The sequence below is a fragment of the Caloramator mitchellensis genome (genome assembly GCF_001440545.1).
Classification (GTDB): domain Bacteria; phylum Bacillota; class Clostridia; order Clostridiales; family Caloramatoraceae; genus Caloramator; species Caloramator mitchellensis.
Genome location: NZ_LKHP01000022.1, coordinates 1 through 15,461, shown reverse-complemented (window position 1 = coordinate 15,461; position 15,461 = coordinate 1). Strand labels below are relative to the sequence as shown.

The following is a 15,461-nucleotide window of genomic DNA, read 5'->3' as shown; positions in this document are numbered from 1 at the left end:
AGTTCTGGGTCGTCTACCATGTCTGCTTTGTTTAAGAATACTACAATGTATGGAACACCTACCTGTCTTGCAAGAAGGATGTGTTCTCTTGTTTGTGGCATTGGACCATCTGCTGCACTAACTACTAGGATTGCTCCGTCCATCTGTGCTGCTCCTGTTATCATGTTCTTTACGTAGTCTGCGTGTCCTGGGCAGTCTACGTGTGCATAGTGTCTTGTTTCTGTTTCGTATTCAACGTGTGCTGTATTAATTGTTATTCCTCTTTCCTTTTCTTCTGGTGCCTTATCTATTTCGTCGTATCTTGTTGCTTGTGCTCTTCCGTATTTTGCTAATACTGTTGTAATAGCTGCTGTTAATGTTGTCTTACCATGGTCTACGTGTCCTATTGTTCCTATGTTTACGTGTGGCTTCGTTCTCTCAAAATGCGCCTTTGCCATTTTTGTTTACCTCCCCATTACTCATTTTTTGCCTTTGCTCCAACTATTTGAGCTTGAATGCTCGCTGGAACGTCTTCATAATGATCAAATTGCATTACATAAGTTCCTCTTCCTTGAGTTCTTGATCTTAAGGAAGTTGCATATCCAAACATTTCCGATAGTGGAACGAATGCTCTTATAACTTGAGCTCCACCTCTTGGTTCCATACCCTCTATTCTTCCTCTTCTTGAGTTGATATCACCTATAACATCACCCATGTATTCTTCTGGAACAGTAACTTCAACCTTCATTATTGGTTCAAGAAGAACTGGGTCCGCCTTTTGCATACCATTCTTGAATGCCATTGAACCTGCAATCTTGAATGCCATTTCTGAAGAGTCAACTTCGTGGTATGAACCGTCAAATAGAACTACCTTAAAGTCTATAACTGGGTAGCCAGCTACAACACCTGAAAGCATAGCTTCCTGGATACCGTTATCAATTGCTGGAATGTATTCTCTTGGAATAACACCACCAACGATATTGTTAACGAATTCGTAGCCCTTTCCTCTTTCCTGTGGTATAAGCTCAATCCAGCAGTGACCGTATTGTCCTCTACCACCTGACTGTCTAACGAATTTACCTTCAGCCTTAACTTGCTTTCTGATTGTTTCTTTGTAAGCAACCTGTGGTTTACCTACATTGCATTCTACTTTAAATTCTCTTTGTAATCTGTCAACAATTATTTCAAGGTGTAGCTCACCCATACCTGCGATAATTGTTTGACCTGTTTCCTGGTCAGTATATGTTCTGAATGATGGGTCTTCTTCTGATAGTTTTTGAAGTGCTATCGCCATCTTTTCCTGTCCAGCCTTTGTCTTTGGTTCAATTGCAACATTTATAACTGGTTCTGGGAATTCCATCTTTTCTAGAATTACAGGCTTATCAGCATCACTAAGAGTATCACCAGTTATAACATCCTTTAGTCCAACTACTGCACCGATGTCACCTGCTCTTAATTCTTCAACGTCTTCTCTATGGTTAGCGTGCATCTTAACGATTCTACCTATTCTTTCCTTCTTGCCTTTTGTTGAGTTTAAAACATAGCTTCCTGCAGTTAGTATACCTGAGTAAACTCTTACGAAGGCAAGTTTTCCTACGAATGGGTCAGCCATAATCTTAAATGCTAAAGCTGATAGTGGTTCTGCATCGTCTGCTTTTCTTTCTTCTTCTTCTCCATTGTCTGGATTTACACCCTTAACTGCTGGTATATCTACTGGTGAAGGAAGATATTCAACAACTGCATCAAGAACCATTTGAACGCCCTTGTTCTTGTATGAAGAACCGCAAACTACAGGAACTAATTCCCCTTTAATAGTTGCATTTCTAAGAGCTGTCTTTATTTCTTCTACTGTGAATTCTTCGCCTTCAAGATACTTCATCATCAATTCTTCATCAGTTTCTGCAACTGATTCAATAAGATGAGTTCTGTATTCTTCAGCTAAATCCTTTAAATCTTCTGGAACTTCTGTTTCTTGTGCTTGAGTTCCAAGGTCATCAACATATATAATAGCTTCGTTCTTTATAAGGTCAACTACACCCTTGAAAGTATCTTCTTTTCCTATTGGAATTTGGATTGGAACCGGCTTTGCTCCAAGTCTTTCCTTCATTTGTTTAACAACATTGAAGAAATCTGCACCCATGATATCCATCTTGTTTACATAAGCTATTCTTGGAACACCGTATTTATCCGCCTGTCTCCAAACTGTTTCTGACTGTGGTTCAACACCACCCTTTGCACAGAAAACTGCAACCGCACCATCTAATACTCTTAATGATCTTTCAACTTCAACTGTAAAATCTACGTGTCCTGGCGTGTCAATTATGTTTATTACATGATTCTTCCATTGGCAAGTTGTTGCTGCAGAAGTAATTGTTATACCTCTTTCTTGCTCTTGAACCATCCAGTCCATAGTTGCAGCACCTTCGTGCACTTCCCCTAATTTATGAGTTCTACCTGTGTAGAACAATATACGCTCAGTAGTTGTTGTCTTTCCAGCGTCTATGTGTGCCATAATACCTATGTTTCTTACTTTTTCTAATTGGACCGTTCTTGGCACAAATATTCCTCCTTTCTTTCTGCATCTATTTAGTATTATTATTTTCTTAAATGTTAATTAATACTATACCCCTAAATGTTATGCACATTTAGGGGAATGTTTATTACCATCTATAATGAGCAAACGCTCTGTTAGCTTCGGCCATCTTATGAGTATCTTCTCTTTTCTTAACTGATGAACCAGTATTGTTAGCTGCGTCCATTATTTCCCCTGCAAGTCTGAGTCTCATATACTTTTCTCCTCTTTTTCTTGCAGCATCAACTAACCATCTAATTCCAAGCGTCTGTCTTCTATCTGGCCTAACTTCAACTGGAACTTGGTATGTTGCACCACCTATTCTTCTTGCTTTAACTTCAAGAAGCGGCATAACATTGTTCATTGCAGTTTCAAAAACTTCTAATGGGTCTTTACCAGTTTTTTCTGCAATTATATCAAAAGCACCGTAAACAACCTTTTGTGCTACACCCTTTTTTCCGTCCCACATAACTTTGTTTATAAGCTTTGTTACAACCTTGCTGTTGTAAATTGGGTCCGGTAATACATCTCTTTTTGGAACATAACCCTTTCTTGGCACTTTCCTTCCCTCCTTAACATTAAATTTAAGTTCATCGGTACTCGGCTTTGCCGCAAAGTGCTCTATGCAATCTATCTTAACCCGAAGGAGCTTATATTGCACATAGCACTACTGAAACATCACTTCTTAGGTCTCTTAGTACCGTATTTTGACCTTTGTTGCTTTCTGTTGTTAACACCAGCAGCGTCAAGGGCACCTCTTATAATGTGATATCTAACACCTGGGAGGTCCTTAACTCTACCACCTCTTATTAGAACAACGCTATGTTCTTGTAAGTTGTGGCCTTCACCTGGGATGTAAGCTGTTACTTCGATTCCATTTGTAAGTCTTACTCTGGCGATTTTTCTTAACGCTGAGTTAGGCTTTTTAGGAGTCATTGTCTTAACAACTGTGCAAACTCCTCTCTTCTGAGGGCATCCCTTTAGAGCTGGTGACTTTGACTTGTATTCAACTCTTTCTCTACCCTTTCTTACAAGCTGGTTCATTGTAGGCATTTGTGCGCACCTCCTTCCAAATTGAACACAATATATATATAAAGCATAAAGCTTTATAACTCCTTTAAAATACATGCAGTTGCAGCGCCTACATCAATACCGCAAAGTGCACCTAATTTTTTCATTGTTTCAACAAACACAATCTCAACATTATGCTGTTTAGCAACTTCGATTACCGGTGCTGTTACCTTTGCCTCAGCATCTTCAGCAATATAAACTATCGCTGCCTGTCCTGATTTAATAGTTTTTATTGTCTGCTTTGCTCCAACTACTTTTTTGCCCTGTAATTTTGTTAACATATGAATCCCCCTCTTTGATGAAAGTCATCTTTCACCTTCATTGAGGCAAGAAATTAACTAAACACACAAATTCAATTTTAGCATTGTTAATTAATAATGTCAATACTCGACAATTTTTATTGCAAAGGGGATATGCCATCCCCTTTGCTTATTCTTCATTTATTAGCTCAACACTTCTGTATCTTGTCATACCTGTTCCAGCTGGAATGAGTTTTCCTATTATTACGTTTTCCTTTAATCCTACAAGCGGGTCAATCTTGCCTTTAATTGCTGCATCTGTAAGAACTCTTGTAGTTTCCTGGAATGAAGCTGCTGACAGGAATGAATCCGTTGCAAGTGCAGCTTTTGTTATACCAAGAAGCGCTGGCTTTCCAGTTGCAGGTCTTAGACCCATTTTAATAGCCTTTTCATTTTCTTCGTCAAATTCAAATTTATCAATCAAGCTTCCTGGTAGCATATCAGTGTCGCCAGAATCTTCTATCTTAATCTTTCTTAACATCTGTCTTACGATAATTTCAAGATGTTTATCGTTAATATCAACACCCTGCAATCTATAAACCTTTTGAACTTCAGCTAACAGATATGCTCTAACTGCTTCATCACCTTTGATTCTCAACAAGTCATGCGGATTAACTGAACCTTCAGTTAGAACTGCTCCAGCCTCAATTCTTTGTCCATCAAATACCTTAAGCCTTGAACCATAAGGAATAGGATATACCTTTTCTTCGCCATCATCAGCGATAATAGTTACAATCTTTCTCTTTCTGTCTTCAGTCACTTTGACAATGCCTTCCTTTTCGCTTATGATTGCAAGTCCCTTTGGTTTTCTTGCTTCGAATAATTCTTCAACTCTTGGAAGACCTTGAGTTATATCGGCTCCAGCAACTCCACCAGTATGGAACGTTCTCATTGTAAGCTGTGTTCCAGGCTCACCGATTGATTGTGCTGCAATAATACCTACAGCTTCACCAATATTTACTTTTTCCCCAGTTGCCATATTCATTCCGTAGCACTTAGCACAAACACCATAACGTGTTTTACAATTAAATACTGTTCTTATCTTAACTCTTGTAATTCCTGCCTTTTCAATCTTTGAATAAATATCATCTGTTATATATTCATTTCTCTTAACAATCAGTTCCCCTGTTTCAGGATTAACAACATCTTCTGCAGTATATCTTCCTATAAGTCTATCCTTTAATGCCTCAATTACTTCATTGCCTTCTCTGACTTCTTCAACATATGAACCTTCCTCAGTTCCGCAATCTTCTTCTCTTACAACTGTATCCTGTGAAACGTCAACAAGTCTTCTTGTTAAGTATCCTGAGTCAGCAGTTCTAAGAGCAGTATCCGCAAGACCCTTTCTTGCGCCGTGCGTCGATATAAAGAATTCGAGAACGTTAAGTCCTTCACGGAATGATGACCTAATTGGTAGCTCTATAATCTTACCTGATGGGTTTGCCATAAGACCTCTCATACCACAAAGCTGTCTTATCTGGTTCTTAGAACCTCTCGCCCCTGAATTAGCCATCATGAATATAGGATTAAACTTATCAAGGTTGCTCATTAGAGCGTCAGTAACGCTTTCTGTTGCCTTTGTCCAGGTATCGATAACCTTTTCATACCTTTCTTCCTCGGAAATGAAGCCTCTTCTGAACAATCTTTGAATATTATCAACTTCTGAATCAGCCTCAGCAAGTAATTTTGCCTTAGCTTCTGGAATAATCATATCCGAAACAGAAATTGTGATTGCACCGATTGCTGAGAAGTGGAAACCTAAAGCCTTTATTCTATCAAGAGTTATTGATGCTACTGTGGGTCCGTGCTTTCTGTATACTCTTTCAACAATCTTGCTTAGGGCTTTCTTGTCTGTTAAGAAATCCACTTCATAATCGCAAACCTTATCAGGATTGCTTCTATCAACAAATCCTAAATCCTGAGGGATTGCTTCGTTGAATATTATTTTCCCAGGTGTTGTTTTAACTATTTTTGAAACTGTTTCCCCGTTTATTTTCTTTGTAACTCTAACATTAATCTTTGCATGCAATCCAACTTCCTTTAGATTATATGCTATCAGAACTTCTTCTGGCGAAGAGAAATATTTACCTTCTCCAAGTTCTCCATCCTTTTCGATAGTTAAGTAGTAGGAACCTAACACCATGTCCTGTGTTGGAACAGTTACAGGTTTTCCATCCGATGGCTTAAGAATATTGTGAGCTGCAAGCATTAAAAATCTAGCTTCTGACTGAGCTTCAACAGATAGTGGCACGTGAACTGCCATCTGGTCGCCGTCGAAGTCTGCATTATATGCTGTGCACACAAGAGGATGAAGCTTAATTGCCCTTCCTTCTACTAATACAGGTTGGAAAGCCTGAATTCCAAGTCTATGCAATGTGGGGGCACGGTTGAGCATCACAGGATGGTCTTGAATTACCTCTTCAAGTATATCCCATACCTGATTATTAACTCTTTCAACCATCTTTTTTGCATTTTTTATATTGTGAGCTATTCCCTTTTCAACTAATCTCTTCATTACAAATGGTTTGAAAAGTTCTAAGGCCATTTCCTTTGGAAGACCACATTGATACATCTTTAATTCTGGACCTACTACGATAACAGAACGTCCTGAATAGTCAACACGCTTTCCAAGAAGATTTTGACGGAATCTTCCTTGCTTACCCTTCAACATATCTGAAAGTGATTTTAGTGGTCTGTTACCAGGTCCTGTTACTGGTCTTCCCCTTCTACCATTATCAATCAAAGCATCAACAGCTTCTTGAAGCATTCTCTTTTCATTTCTAACTATTATGTCAGGTGCTCCAAGATCAAGAAGCCTTTTTAATCTGTTATTTCTATTGATAACCCTTCTATATAAATCATTTAAGTCGGAAGTAGCAAACCTGCCACCATCAAGTTGAACCATAGGTCTTAAATCAGGTGGTATGACAGGTAGCACATCTAGGATCATCCATTCAGGTCTGTTACCTGATTTTCTAAACGCTTCAACAACTTCGAGTCTTCTAATAATTCTAACCTTCTTTTGACCTGTGCTTGTTTCAAGCTCCGACCTTAGTTCCCTGGATAAAACTTCAAGGTCAAGTTCCCTTAGCAGTTCCTTTATTGATTCTGCACCCATTCCTGCTACAAAGGAACCTTCACCATACTTTTCAACAGCTTCTCTATATTCCTTTTCTGTTAAAAGTTGCTTTTTAACAAGTCCGGTTTCACGCGGATCAATAACTATATAGGAAGCAAAGTATAATACCTTTTCAAGAGCTCTTGGGGACATATCTAATATAAGTCCCATTCTTGATGGTATACCTTTAAAATACCAGATGTGGGATACAGGGGCAGCAAGCTCAATGTGCCCCATTCTCTCACGTCTTACCTTTGATTTTGTTACTTCTACTCCACACCTATCGCACACTATGCCCTTATATCTGACTCTCTTATATTTACCGCAATGGCACTCCCAATCCTTAACTGGTCCAAAAATTCTTTCACAGAAAAGCCCATCCTTTTCTGGTTTTAAAGTTCTATAATTTATTGTTTCTGGTTTTTTAACTTCTCCTTTGGACCATTCTCTTATCTTTTCAGGAGAAGCAAGACCAATTTGCATAGAATCAAAGTTATTAAGTTCAAACAAGGGGACAGCCTCCCTTCGTAATTTATTCTTCGTCATCAAAGCCTAAGTCATCTTCAACACTAAAGTTCATTAATTTTTCAATATCATCAATCTCTTCTAAATCTTCAAGTGCACCATCATCATCTACTAAATCTTCTTCAAAATCATCGATATCCTCAGTAGTTGTTAAAGGTGTTGTTGGAATATCTTCTCTAAATTCCATCGTTCCTTGAATTTCATCGAGGTCATCATCGTAATCAACATCTTCCTTAATAGTAACCTCTTGTTTGTCCTCTCCAAGAACCTTAACATCAAGGCAAAGTGATTGAAGTTCTTTAATTAGAACCTTAAATGATTCTGGAACACCTGGTTCTGGAATATTTTCACCCTTAACAATAGCTTCATAAGTTTTAACACGACCAACAACATCGTCTGATTTAACTGTAAGAATCTCCTGAAGTGTATGTGCTGCACCGTATGCCTCGATAGCCCAAACTTCCATTTCACCAAACCTTTGACCGCCAAATTGTGCTTTACCTCCAAGCGGCTGTTGAGTTACCAGTGAGTATGGACCCGTTGAACGAGCATGAATCTTGTCATCAACAAGGTGGGCTAGCTTAAGAATATACATATAACCTACAGTAACTCTATTGTCAAAAGGTTCTCCGGTTCTTCCATCATATAAAACAGTCTTTCCGTCCGGATCATAACCAGCTTGAACCAAACATTCTTGGATATCCTCCTCTGTAGCACCATCAAATACAGGAGTTGCAACATGCCATCCTAATTTCTTTGCAGCTCTTCCAAGATGAACTTCAAGAACTTGACCTATGTTCATACGCGAAGGAACACCTAGAGGGTTTAAAACTATTTGCAGTGGAGTTCCATCTGGAAGGTATGGCATATCTTCACGTGGTAATACTCTTGAAATAACACCCTTGTTACCATGACGACCTGCCATCTTATCACCAACTGATATTTTTCTCTTTTGAGCTATATAAACTCTTACAAGCTCATTTACCCCTGGTGGTAATTCGTCTCCATTTTCTCTTGTAAATATCTTAACATCTACGATTATACCTGCCTCACCATGAGGAACTCTTAAGGATGTATCTCTAACTTCTCTTGCTTTTTCACCAAATATAGCCCTTAAAAGTCTTTCTTCTGCAGTTAGTTCTGTCTCTCCTTTTGGAGTAACCTTTCCTACAAGTATATCCCCGGATCTTACTTCTGCACCTATTCTAATGATTCCTCTATCATCTAGGTCTCTAAGTGCATCTTCTCCGACGTTTGGAATATCTCTTGTTATTTCTTCTGGTCCAAGCTTTGTGTCTCTCGCTTCACACTCATATTCTTCTATGTGAATTGATGTAAATACATCGTTCATTACAAGTTCTTCTGAAATCAAAATAGCGTCTTCGTAGTTGTAACCTTCCCATGTCATAAATCCAATAAGTATATTTTTACCAAGTGCTATTTCTCCCTGGTCAATCGAAGGACCGTCTGCAATTATATCCCCAGCTTTTACTTTGTCGCCTTCGTTCACAATTGGTCTTTGATTTATTGTCGTTCCTTGATTAGAACGCTTAAACTTTAACAATTTATAGCTTTCTATTTTGCCATCAGAATCTCTTCTGATTTGTATATTATCAGCAGTTACTTTGATAACTTCTCCATCAGACTTAGCAAGAGGAATTATCCCAGAATCCTTTGCAGCCTTATATTCTATACCTGTTCCTACTATAGGAGCTTCTGTTTTAATAAGAGGAACTGCCTGACGCTGCATGTTTGAGCCCATTAGTGCTCTGTTTGCGTCATCGTTTTCAAGGAACGGAATCATAGCAGTTGCTACTGAAACAACCTGCTTAGGTGAAACGTCCATCAAATCAACTTCATGCGGTGAAACAACTACAATGTCCTTTTTAGCTCTTGCAGTAACCCTCTTATCGATAAATCTACCTTCTTCATCAAGTGGCTCATTTGCTTGGGCAATGATGAATTGGTCTTCTTCGTCTGCAGTTAAATATACTACTTTATCCAAAACTCTTCCGCTTTCCTTATCAACAAGTCTGTATGGAGCTTCTATAAATCCATATTCATTAACTCTTGCATAAGTTGCAAGAGAGTTTATAAGTCCTATGTTTGGACCTTCTGGTGTTTCAATTGGGCACATTCTTCCATAATGTGAATGGTGAACGTCTCTTACTTCGAAGCCGGCTCTTTCTCTTGAAAGCCCTCCAGGTCCTAAAGCGGATAGACGTCTCTTATTAGTTAATTCTGATAGAGGATTTGTTTGGTCCATAAATTGAGATAATTGTGATGAACCAAAGAATTCCTTAATCGCTGCAACTACAGGTCTTGTATTTATCAACTGCTGTGGAGTTGCTGCATCTAAATCTTGTATAGTCATTCTTTCTTTTATAACTCTTTCCATTCTGGAAAGACCAATTCTAAATTGATTTTGCAATAACTCTCCAACAGACCTAATTCTCCTATTTCCAAGGTGGTCGATATCATCTACATAACCAAGCCCAAAAGACAAATTGAGGCAATAGCTAATAGATGCAAACATATCATCCTTTATTATATGCTTTGGAACAAGCTCGCTCATTCTTTGCCTAATTGCATCCTTTATATCATCCTCATTATCAAATTCGTCCAATATAGCCTTTAATGTTGGGAAATGCACCATTTCCTTAATCTTTAAGTCACTAAAATCATAAGGAAGACCTAATTTATTCAAATCAACAAAATTATTTCCAATAACTCTTACTTCTTTGCCTTCAATTAATAGATTTACTACATTTATACCACTGTGTTGTATCTTTTGAGCTGTCTCCCTATCGATTTTTTGACCTTCTTCGATTAATATTTCACCAGTAAGCGGGTGAGCTAAAGTATTTACAGAAATCTGATTAACTATTCTATTTGCTAAAGATAGTTTCTTGTTGAATTTGTATCTACCAACCCTTGATAAATCATATCTCTTAGGGTCAAAGAATAGTGAATCTAATAAAGCTTTTGCACTTTCAACTGTAGGAGGCTCGCCTGGTCTTAACCTTTTGTAAATTTCTAATAAAGCATCATCTTTAGTTTTAGAGCCATCTTTTTCGATAGTAATTCTAAGGTGCTCATCTTCTCCAAAAAATTGAAGTATTTCAGCATCTGTTCCCATGTCCATAAGAGACCTAATAAATACTGTCAATGGTAGTTTTCTTGTTCTATCTAACCTTACATACAATATTTCATTAGAATCTGTTTCATATTCAATCCAAGCACCTCTATTGGGAATTACAGTTGATGAGTAAAGCCTCTTTCCTGATCTGTCGATTGTCTCTGCATAGTAAACACCTGGAGACCTAACTAGCTGGCTTACTATGACTCTTTCAGCCCCATTAATAATAAAGGTTCCCTGCTCAGTCATTAATGGAAAATCTCCCATATAGACTTCTTGGTCCTTTACCTCTCCAGTTTCTTTATTTACAAGTCTAACTTTTACCTTCAATGGAGCTGCGTATGTAGCGTCTCTTTCTTTGCATTCTTCAACTGAATATTTGATGTTCTCATAGTCTAACCTATAGTCAATAAATTCGAGAACCAAATTACCTGTGTAATCCGTTATTGGATTAACATCTTCAAATACTTCTTTAAGTCCTTCGTCTAAAAACCATTTGTATGAATTGAGTTGAATCTCAATAAGAAGTGGCATGTCGATTACTTCTTTTATTTTTGAAAAGCTCATACGGGTCCTACGACCAACTTTAACAGGATGTACCATCAAATCTCACCCCTTACATAAAATAAATACCAATGACGCACTACTCCATTGTAATATTGTTGACTAAAAATATGCATTATATACATTTTGAGAAAAAATTATCTACAAAAATACAATATAATCCCATTATTCATGCATTTTAATATGTTACCACAACATACCTTTCATGTCAATAAAGTAAATAAATTTTTCTTAAAAAACTAAAAGCTGCCTCTTTCGAGACAGCTTCTATAAAAGTTCTATAAAAATTTTATTCAATTACTTAACTTCTACTGTTGCTCCAACTTCTGTTAACTTAGCCTTTATAGCTTCAGCTTCTTCCTTGCTTACGCCTTCCTTAAGTGTCTTTGGAGCTCCGTCAACAAGGTCCTTAGCTTCCTTTAATCCAAGACCAGTTATTTCTCTAACAACCTTTATAACCTTAACCTTTTCAGCACCTGCGTTAGCAAGTATTACATCGAATTCAGTCTTTTCTTCAGCTGCTGGAGCTGCAGCTACTGCACCTGCAACTGCTACTGGAGCTGCTGCGCTAACTCCGAACTTTTCTTCGCATGCCTTTACTAATTCATTTAATTCAAGAACAGTCATATTTTCTATAGCTTGAATGATTTCTTGTATTGTCATTTAAAACACCTCCAAAATTTTTAATTATTATGCATTTGCTTCTTCTTTTTGTTTTCTAATAGCATCAAGCACATAAACAAGTTTTGAAACTGGTGATTTGATGCTTCCAAGGAACTTTGCAAGTAGAACTTCTCTTGGTGGTATCTTTGAGAGTTCCTTAACCTTAGCTGTATCAAATAATTGTCCTTGCACAATACCTGCTTTTAATTCAATTGCCTTATGAGTTTCTCCAAACTCAGCAAGCAATCTAGCTGGTGCTGTTGGATCGTCATAGCTGATAGCAAGAGCTACTGGACCTTCAAGGTAAGTTTCTAATCCTTCGAATCCAAGTTCTTTTGCTGCTCTTAATGTCATCGTGTTTTTAACTACCTTGTATTCTACTCCTGCTTCCCTCATCTTCCTACGAAGCTCAGTGTCTTCTGCAACAGTTATTCCAATGTAAGAAGTTAGGATTATTGCTTGAGCTCTTTGGAACTTTTCAACGAGTTCCCTAACTTTTGCTTCTTTTATTTCTCTGTTGCCCACTTTGTGCACCTCCTTGCCCTTTATTTATGAGGCCTTTTACAATATAAAAGGCCTCTCCGTAGACATAGAGAGGCCTAAAAGTCCTATCTAAAACCTCGGTAGGTTGGTATCCCGTTACGCCTTATGGCACCTACTGTCTACGGTTAATTTCCTAATTCAATTAACACAACGTTAATTTTACCATTAACTTTAGTAAAAGTCAACATTATTCAAGAACTTTTACTGGATTTATCTTAATTCCAGGTCCCATTGTGCTTGCTACAACAACACTCTTGATGTATTGTCCCTTTGCAGCAGCTGGTTTTGCCTTAACGATTGCTTCCATTAAAGTATGGAAGTTTTCAGCCAGCTTTTCAGTTCCAAATGATTTTTTTCCAACTGGGACGTGGATAATAGCAGTTTTATCAACTCTATACTCTACTTTACCAGCCTTTATTTCAGCTATAGCCTTTGCTACATCAAATGTAACTGTTCCTGATTTTGGGTTTGGCATTAATCCCTTTGGTCCAAGAACCTTACCCAACTTACCTACAACACCCATCATATCTGGTGTAGCAACAACTACATCGTAATCAAACCAATTTTCCTTTTGAATCTTATCTACAAGTTCTTCTGCGCCTACATAATCTGCACCTGCAGCCTCTGCTTCCTTTGCCTTTTCGCCTTTAGCAAAAACAAGAACTCTAACAGTTTTTCCTGTTCCGTGTGGTAATACTACCGCACCTCTAACTTGTTGATCAGCGTGCCTTGGGTCAACGCCAAGTCTTACGTGAACTTCTACAGTTTCATCAAATTTAGCTCTTGCTGTTTGTAGAACTAAATCTAAAGCTTCCTTTGGTGAATAGAGAGTATTTCTATCTACCAACTTAGCAGCTTCTAAATAATTCTTACCTCTTTTCATCTATATCCCTCCTCGTGGTATTAACGGTTTTTACCTCCCACGCCTGCGCGTGAATTATTCTACAATTTCAATGCCCATGCTTCTTGCAGTTCCTTTAACCATGCTGATAGCTGCATCTAGTGAACCTGCATTTAAATCTGGCATCTTAAGTTCAGCAATTTCTCTAACCTTAGCCATTGAAACCTTAGCAACCTTTTGCTTGTTTGGCACTGGTGAACCGCTTTCAATTCCAGCAGCCTTCTTTAACAATACTGATGCTGGTGGTGTCTTTAAAATAAAGCTGAATGATCTGTCAGCATAGATTGTGCAAACTACAGGAATAATAAGACCTACTTGTTTTTCAGTCTTTGCGTTGAATTCCTTAACAAATTGCATGATATTGATACCATATGGACCGAAAGCTGGACCAACTGGTGGAGCTGGTGTAGCTTTTCCTGCTGGCAATTGTAGCTTAACCATACCTACTACTTTCTTTGCCATAATCTAGCACCTCCTTAGAATGAACATTATAGTATTTTTTCAACCTGGTTAAAATCAAGTTCAACAGGAGTTTCCCTACCAAACATGTTAACCAGAGCTTTAATCTTTTTCTTTTCCATGTTAATTTCTTGAATTTGTGCTACAAAGTTTTCAAGCGGACCCTTTATAATCTTTACATTTTCACCAATCTCAATATCTAAATCAACAATTGGCTCAACTATTCCCATAGCATCAACTTCATCGTCAGTTAATGGAACTGGTTTAGACCCTGGTCCGACAAAACCTGTAACTCCCCTGGTATTTCTTACAATATACCAAGAATCATCATTCATAATCATTTTAACCAACACATAACCCGGATATTTTTTTCTTTGGACAACCTTTGTCTTGTTGTTTTTTTCTTCAATAACTTCTTCCATCGGAATTTGTATATCAAAGAATAAATGCTGTAAATTTCTGTTTTCGATTGTCTTTTCTAGATTTGCTTTAACCTTGTTCTCATACCCCGAGTAAGTGTGAACAACATACCATCTTGCTTTGTCCGCCATAATCTAAGGGACCTTCGGCCCCTCCCTCCTTTATCTAATGTAATCTAATACCTTTCTAAAGACGAATCCAAAAACTGAATCCATGAGCCAAACTATCAATGTAAAGATAGCCAAAGTCCCAAGAACTATTTTTGTAGTATTAATAACTTCTTTTCTTTCAGGCCAAGTAATCTTTTTAAACTCTGCCTTAACTTCTCTAAGATATTTTACTATCTTGTTATTTTCCCCAACTTTACTTACTTTAACCTCAGCAGACATAGTTTCACACCCTTATAATTTAATAAAATTACTTTGTTTCTTTATGAACTGTGTGCTTTTTGCAGAATTTGCAATACTTTCTGAATTCCAATCTGTCTGGGTCATTCTTCTTGTTTTTGTTTGAATGGTAGTTTCTTTGCTTACATTCTTGGCATGCAAGTGTAACCTTAACTCTCACTGTTTACACCTCCTAATTTAGACGGAATGCTGCAACTTAAATTGCACATTTCTTAATTACATTATCACATTAGAATTTTACTGTCAATACTAATACAAACAAAAGCGGAAGCCGCCATCGAAAGGGTGACTTCCGACCTTCGACCTCCGGTTTTGTATTATTCAAAAATCTTAGCAACAACGCCAGCGCCTACTGTTCTTCCACCTTCTCTAATCGCAAATCTTAATCCTTCTTCCATTGCGATTGGAGTGATTAACTCAACATCCATATTGATGTGGTCTCCTGGCATGCACATTTCTACTCCATCTGGTAACTTGATTGAACCTGTTACGTCTGTTGTTCTGAAGTAGAATTGTGGTCTGTATCCGTTAAAGAATGGAGTGTGTCTTCCACCTTCTTCTTTCTTTAATACGTATACTTGACCTTCAAATTTTCTGTGTGGGTTTACTGAACCTGGCTTTGCAAGAACTTGACCTCTTTCGATTTCTTCTCTTGTTACACCTCTTAATAGTGCTCCTATGTTGTCTCCTGCTTCTGCCATGTCTAGTATCTTTCTGAACATTTCTACACCAGTTACTACTGTCTTCTTCTTTTCATCTTGTAGTCCTACGATTTCTACTTCGTCGCCTACCTTCAATATT

Annotated in this window: 14 protein-coding genes, 1 pseudogene and 1 other annotated feature; all 15 genes and pseudogenes read right to left on the bottom strand. The window is 37.8% G+C overall.

Annotation, left to right across the window (positions count from 1 at the left end; genetic code table 11):
• A partial coding sequence (locus ABG79_RS11540) for a GTP-binding protein (protein WP_152978249.1) occupies window positions 1-437 on the bottom strand: 437 nt, incomplete at its 3' end.
• Window positions 438-454: 17 nt separating this feature from the next.
• Window positions 455-2,536: an elongation factor G gene (gene fusA, locus ABG79_RS11535; RefSeq protein WP_057979622.1), complete on the bottom strand. Its 2,082-nt coding sequence runs from the start codon at window positions 2,534-2,536 to the stop codon at window positions 455-457.
• A 103-nt stretch (window positions 2,537-2,639) separates the two neighbouring features.
• The gene (gene rpsG, locus ABG79_RS11530) at window positions 2,640-3,110 is read right to left on the bottom strand and encodes a 30S ribosomal protein S7 (RefSeq protein WP_057979621.1); all 471 of its coding nucleotides are present in this window, start codon (window positions 3,108-3,110) and stop codon (window positions 2,640-2,642) included.
• A gap of 119 nt (window positions 3,111-3,229) precedes the next feature.
• Window positions 3,230-3,604: a 30S ribosomal protein S12 gene (gene rpsL, locus ABG79_RS11525; protein WP_057979623.1), complete on the bottom strand. Its 375-nt coding sequence runs from the start codon at window positions 3,602-3,604 to the stop codon at window positions 3,230-3,232.
• Between the two features lie 53 nt (window positions 3,605-3,657).
• Window positions 3,658-3,903 (bottom strand): ribosomal L7Ae/L30e/S12e/Gadd45 family protein, encoded by a 246-nt coding sequence (locus ABG79_RS11520; protein ID WP_057979620.1) that lies wholly within the window; start codon window positions 3,901-3,903, stop codon window positions 3,658-3,660.
• A gap of 148 nt (window positions 3,904-4,051) precedes the next feature.
• Window positions 4,052-7,549 (bottom strand): DNA-directed RNA polymerase subunit beta', encoded by a 3,498-nt coding sequence (gene rpoC, locus ABG79_RS11515; RefSeq protein ID WP_057979619.1) that lies wholly within the window; start codon window positions 7,547-7,549, stop codon window positions 4,052-4,054.
• A gap of 243 nt (window positions 7,550-7,792) precedes the next feature.
• A pseudogene (gene rpoB / locus ABG79_RS11510) lies at window positions 7,793-11,306 on the bottom strand (DNA-directed RNA polymerase subunit beta); the annotation flags it as partial.
• Between the two features lie 258 nt (window positions 11,307-11,564).
• The gene (gene rplL, locus ABG79_RS11505) at window positions 11,565-11,930 is read right to left on the bottom strand and encodes a 50S ribosomal protein L7/L12 (RefSeq protein ID WP_057979617.1); all 366 of its coding nucleotides are present in this window, start codon (window positions 11,928-11,930) and stop codon (window positions 11,565-11,567) included.
• A gap of 27 nt (window positions 11,931-11,957) precedes the next feature.
• Window positions 11,958-12,455 (bottom strand): 50S ribosomal protein L10, encoded by a 498-nt coding sequence (rplJ, locus tag ABG79_RS11500; protein ID WP_057979616.1) that lies wholly within the window; start codon window positions 12,453-12,455, stop codon window positions 11,958-11,960.
• A gap of 34 nt (window positions 12,456-12,489) precedes the next feature.
• Window positions 12,490-12,616, bottom strand: a sequence feature (ribosomal protein L10 leader region).
• 44 nt (window positions 12,617-12,660) lie between these two features.
• Window positions 12,661-13,356 carry a 50S ribosomal protein L1 gene (gene rplA / locus ABG79_RS11495; RefSeq protein WP_057979615.1) on the bottom strand — a complete coding sequence of 232 codons (696 nt, stop codon included), beginning with the start codon at window positions 13,354-13,356 and terminating at the stop codon, window positions 12,661-12,663.
• A 54-nt stretch (window positions 13,357-13,410) separates the two neighbouring features.
• The gene (gene rplK, locus ABG79_RS11490; protein ID WP_057979614.1) at window positions 13,411-13,836 is read right to left on the bottom strand and encodes a 50S ribosomal protein L11; all 426 of its coding nucleotides are present in this window, start codon (window positions 13,834-13,836) and stop codon (window positions 13,411-13,413) included.
• Between the two features lie 26 nt (window positions 13,837-13,862).
• Complete coding sequence (gene nusG / locus ABG79_RS11485) at window positions 13,863-14,384, bottom strand: transcription termination/antitermination protein NusG (protein ID WP_057979613.1); 522 nt, start codon at window positions 14,382-14,384, stop codon at window positions 13,863-13,865.
• Between the two features lie 30 nt (window positions 14,385-14,414).
• Window positions 14,415-14,642: a preprotein translocase subunit SecE gene (secE, locus tag ABG79_RS11480; protein ID WP_057979612.1), complete on the bottom strand. Its 228-nt coding sequence runs from the start codon at window positions 14,640-14,642 to the stop codon at window positions 14,415-14,417.
• Between the two features lie 28 nt (window positions 14,643-14,670).
• Complete coding sequence (gene rpmG / locus ABG79_RS11475; RefSeq protein ID WP_057979611.1) at window positions 14,671-14,820, bottom strand: 50S ribosomal protein L33; 150 nt, start codon at window positions 14,818-14,820, stop codon at window positions 14,671-14,673.
• Window positions 14,821-14,977: 157 nt separating this feature from the next.
• The coding region (locus ABG79_RS11470; protein ID WP_242859339.1) for an EF-Tu C-terminal domain-related protein at window positions 14,978-15,461 on the bottom strand (484 nt) is incomplete at its 5' end.

Excerpts from the sequence above, each read along its gene's own strand:
- rpsL (WP_057979623.1), bottom strand. The coding sequence starts at position 3,604 with ATGCCTACAATGAACCAGCTTGTAAGAAAGGGTAGAGAAAGAGTTGAA.
- ABG79_RS11520 (WP_057979620.1), bottom strand. The coding sequence starts at position 3,903 with ATGTTAACAAAATTACAGGGCAAAAAAGTAGTTGGAGCAAAGCAGACA.
- rplL (WP_057979617.1), bottom strand. The coding sequence starts at position 11,930 with ATGACAATACAAGAAATCATTCAAGCTATAGAAAATATGACTGTTCTT.
- rplA (WP_057979615.1), bottom strand. The coding sequence starts at position 13,356 with ATGAAAAGAGGTAAGAATTATTTAGAAGCTGCTAAGTTGGTAGATAGA.
- rplK (WP_057979614.1), bottom strand. The coding sequence starts at position 13,836 with ATGGCAAAGAAAGTAGTAGGTATGGTTAAGCTACAATTGCCAGCAGGA.
- nusG (WP_057979613.1), bottom strand. The coding sequence starts at position 14,384 with ATGGCGGACAAAGCAAGATGGTATGTTGTTCACACTTACTCGGGGTAT.
- secE (WP_057979612.1), bottom strand. The coding sequence starts at position 14,642 with ATGTCTGCTGAGGTTAAAGTAAGTAAAGTTGGGGAAAATAACAAGATA.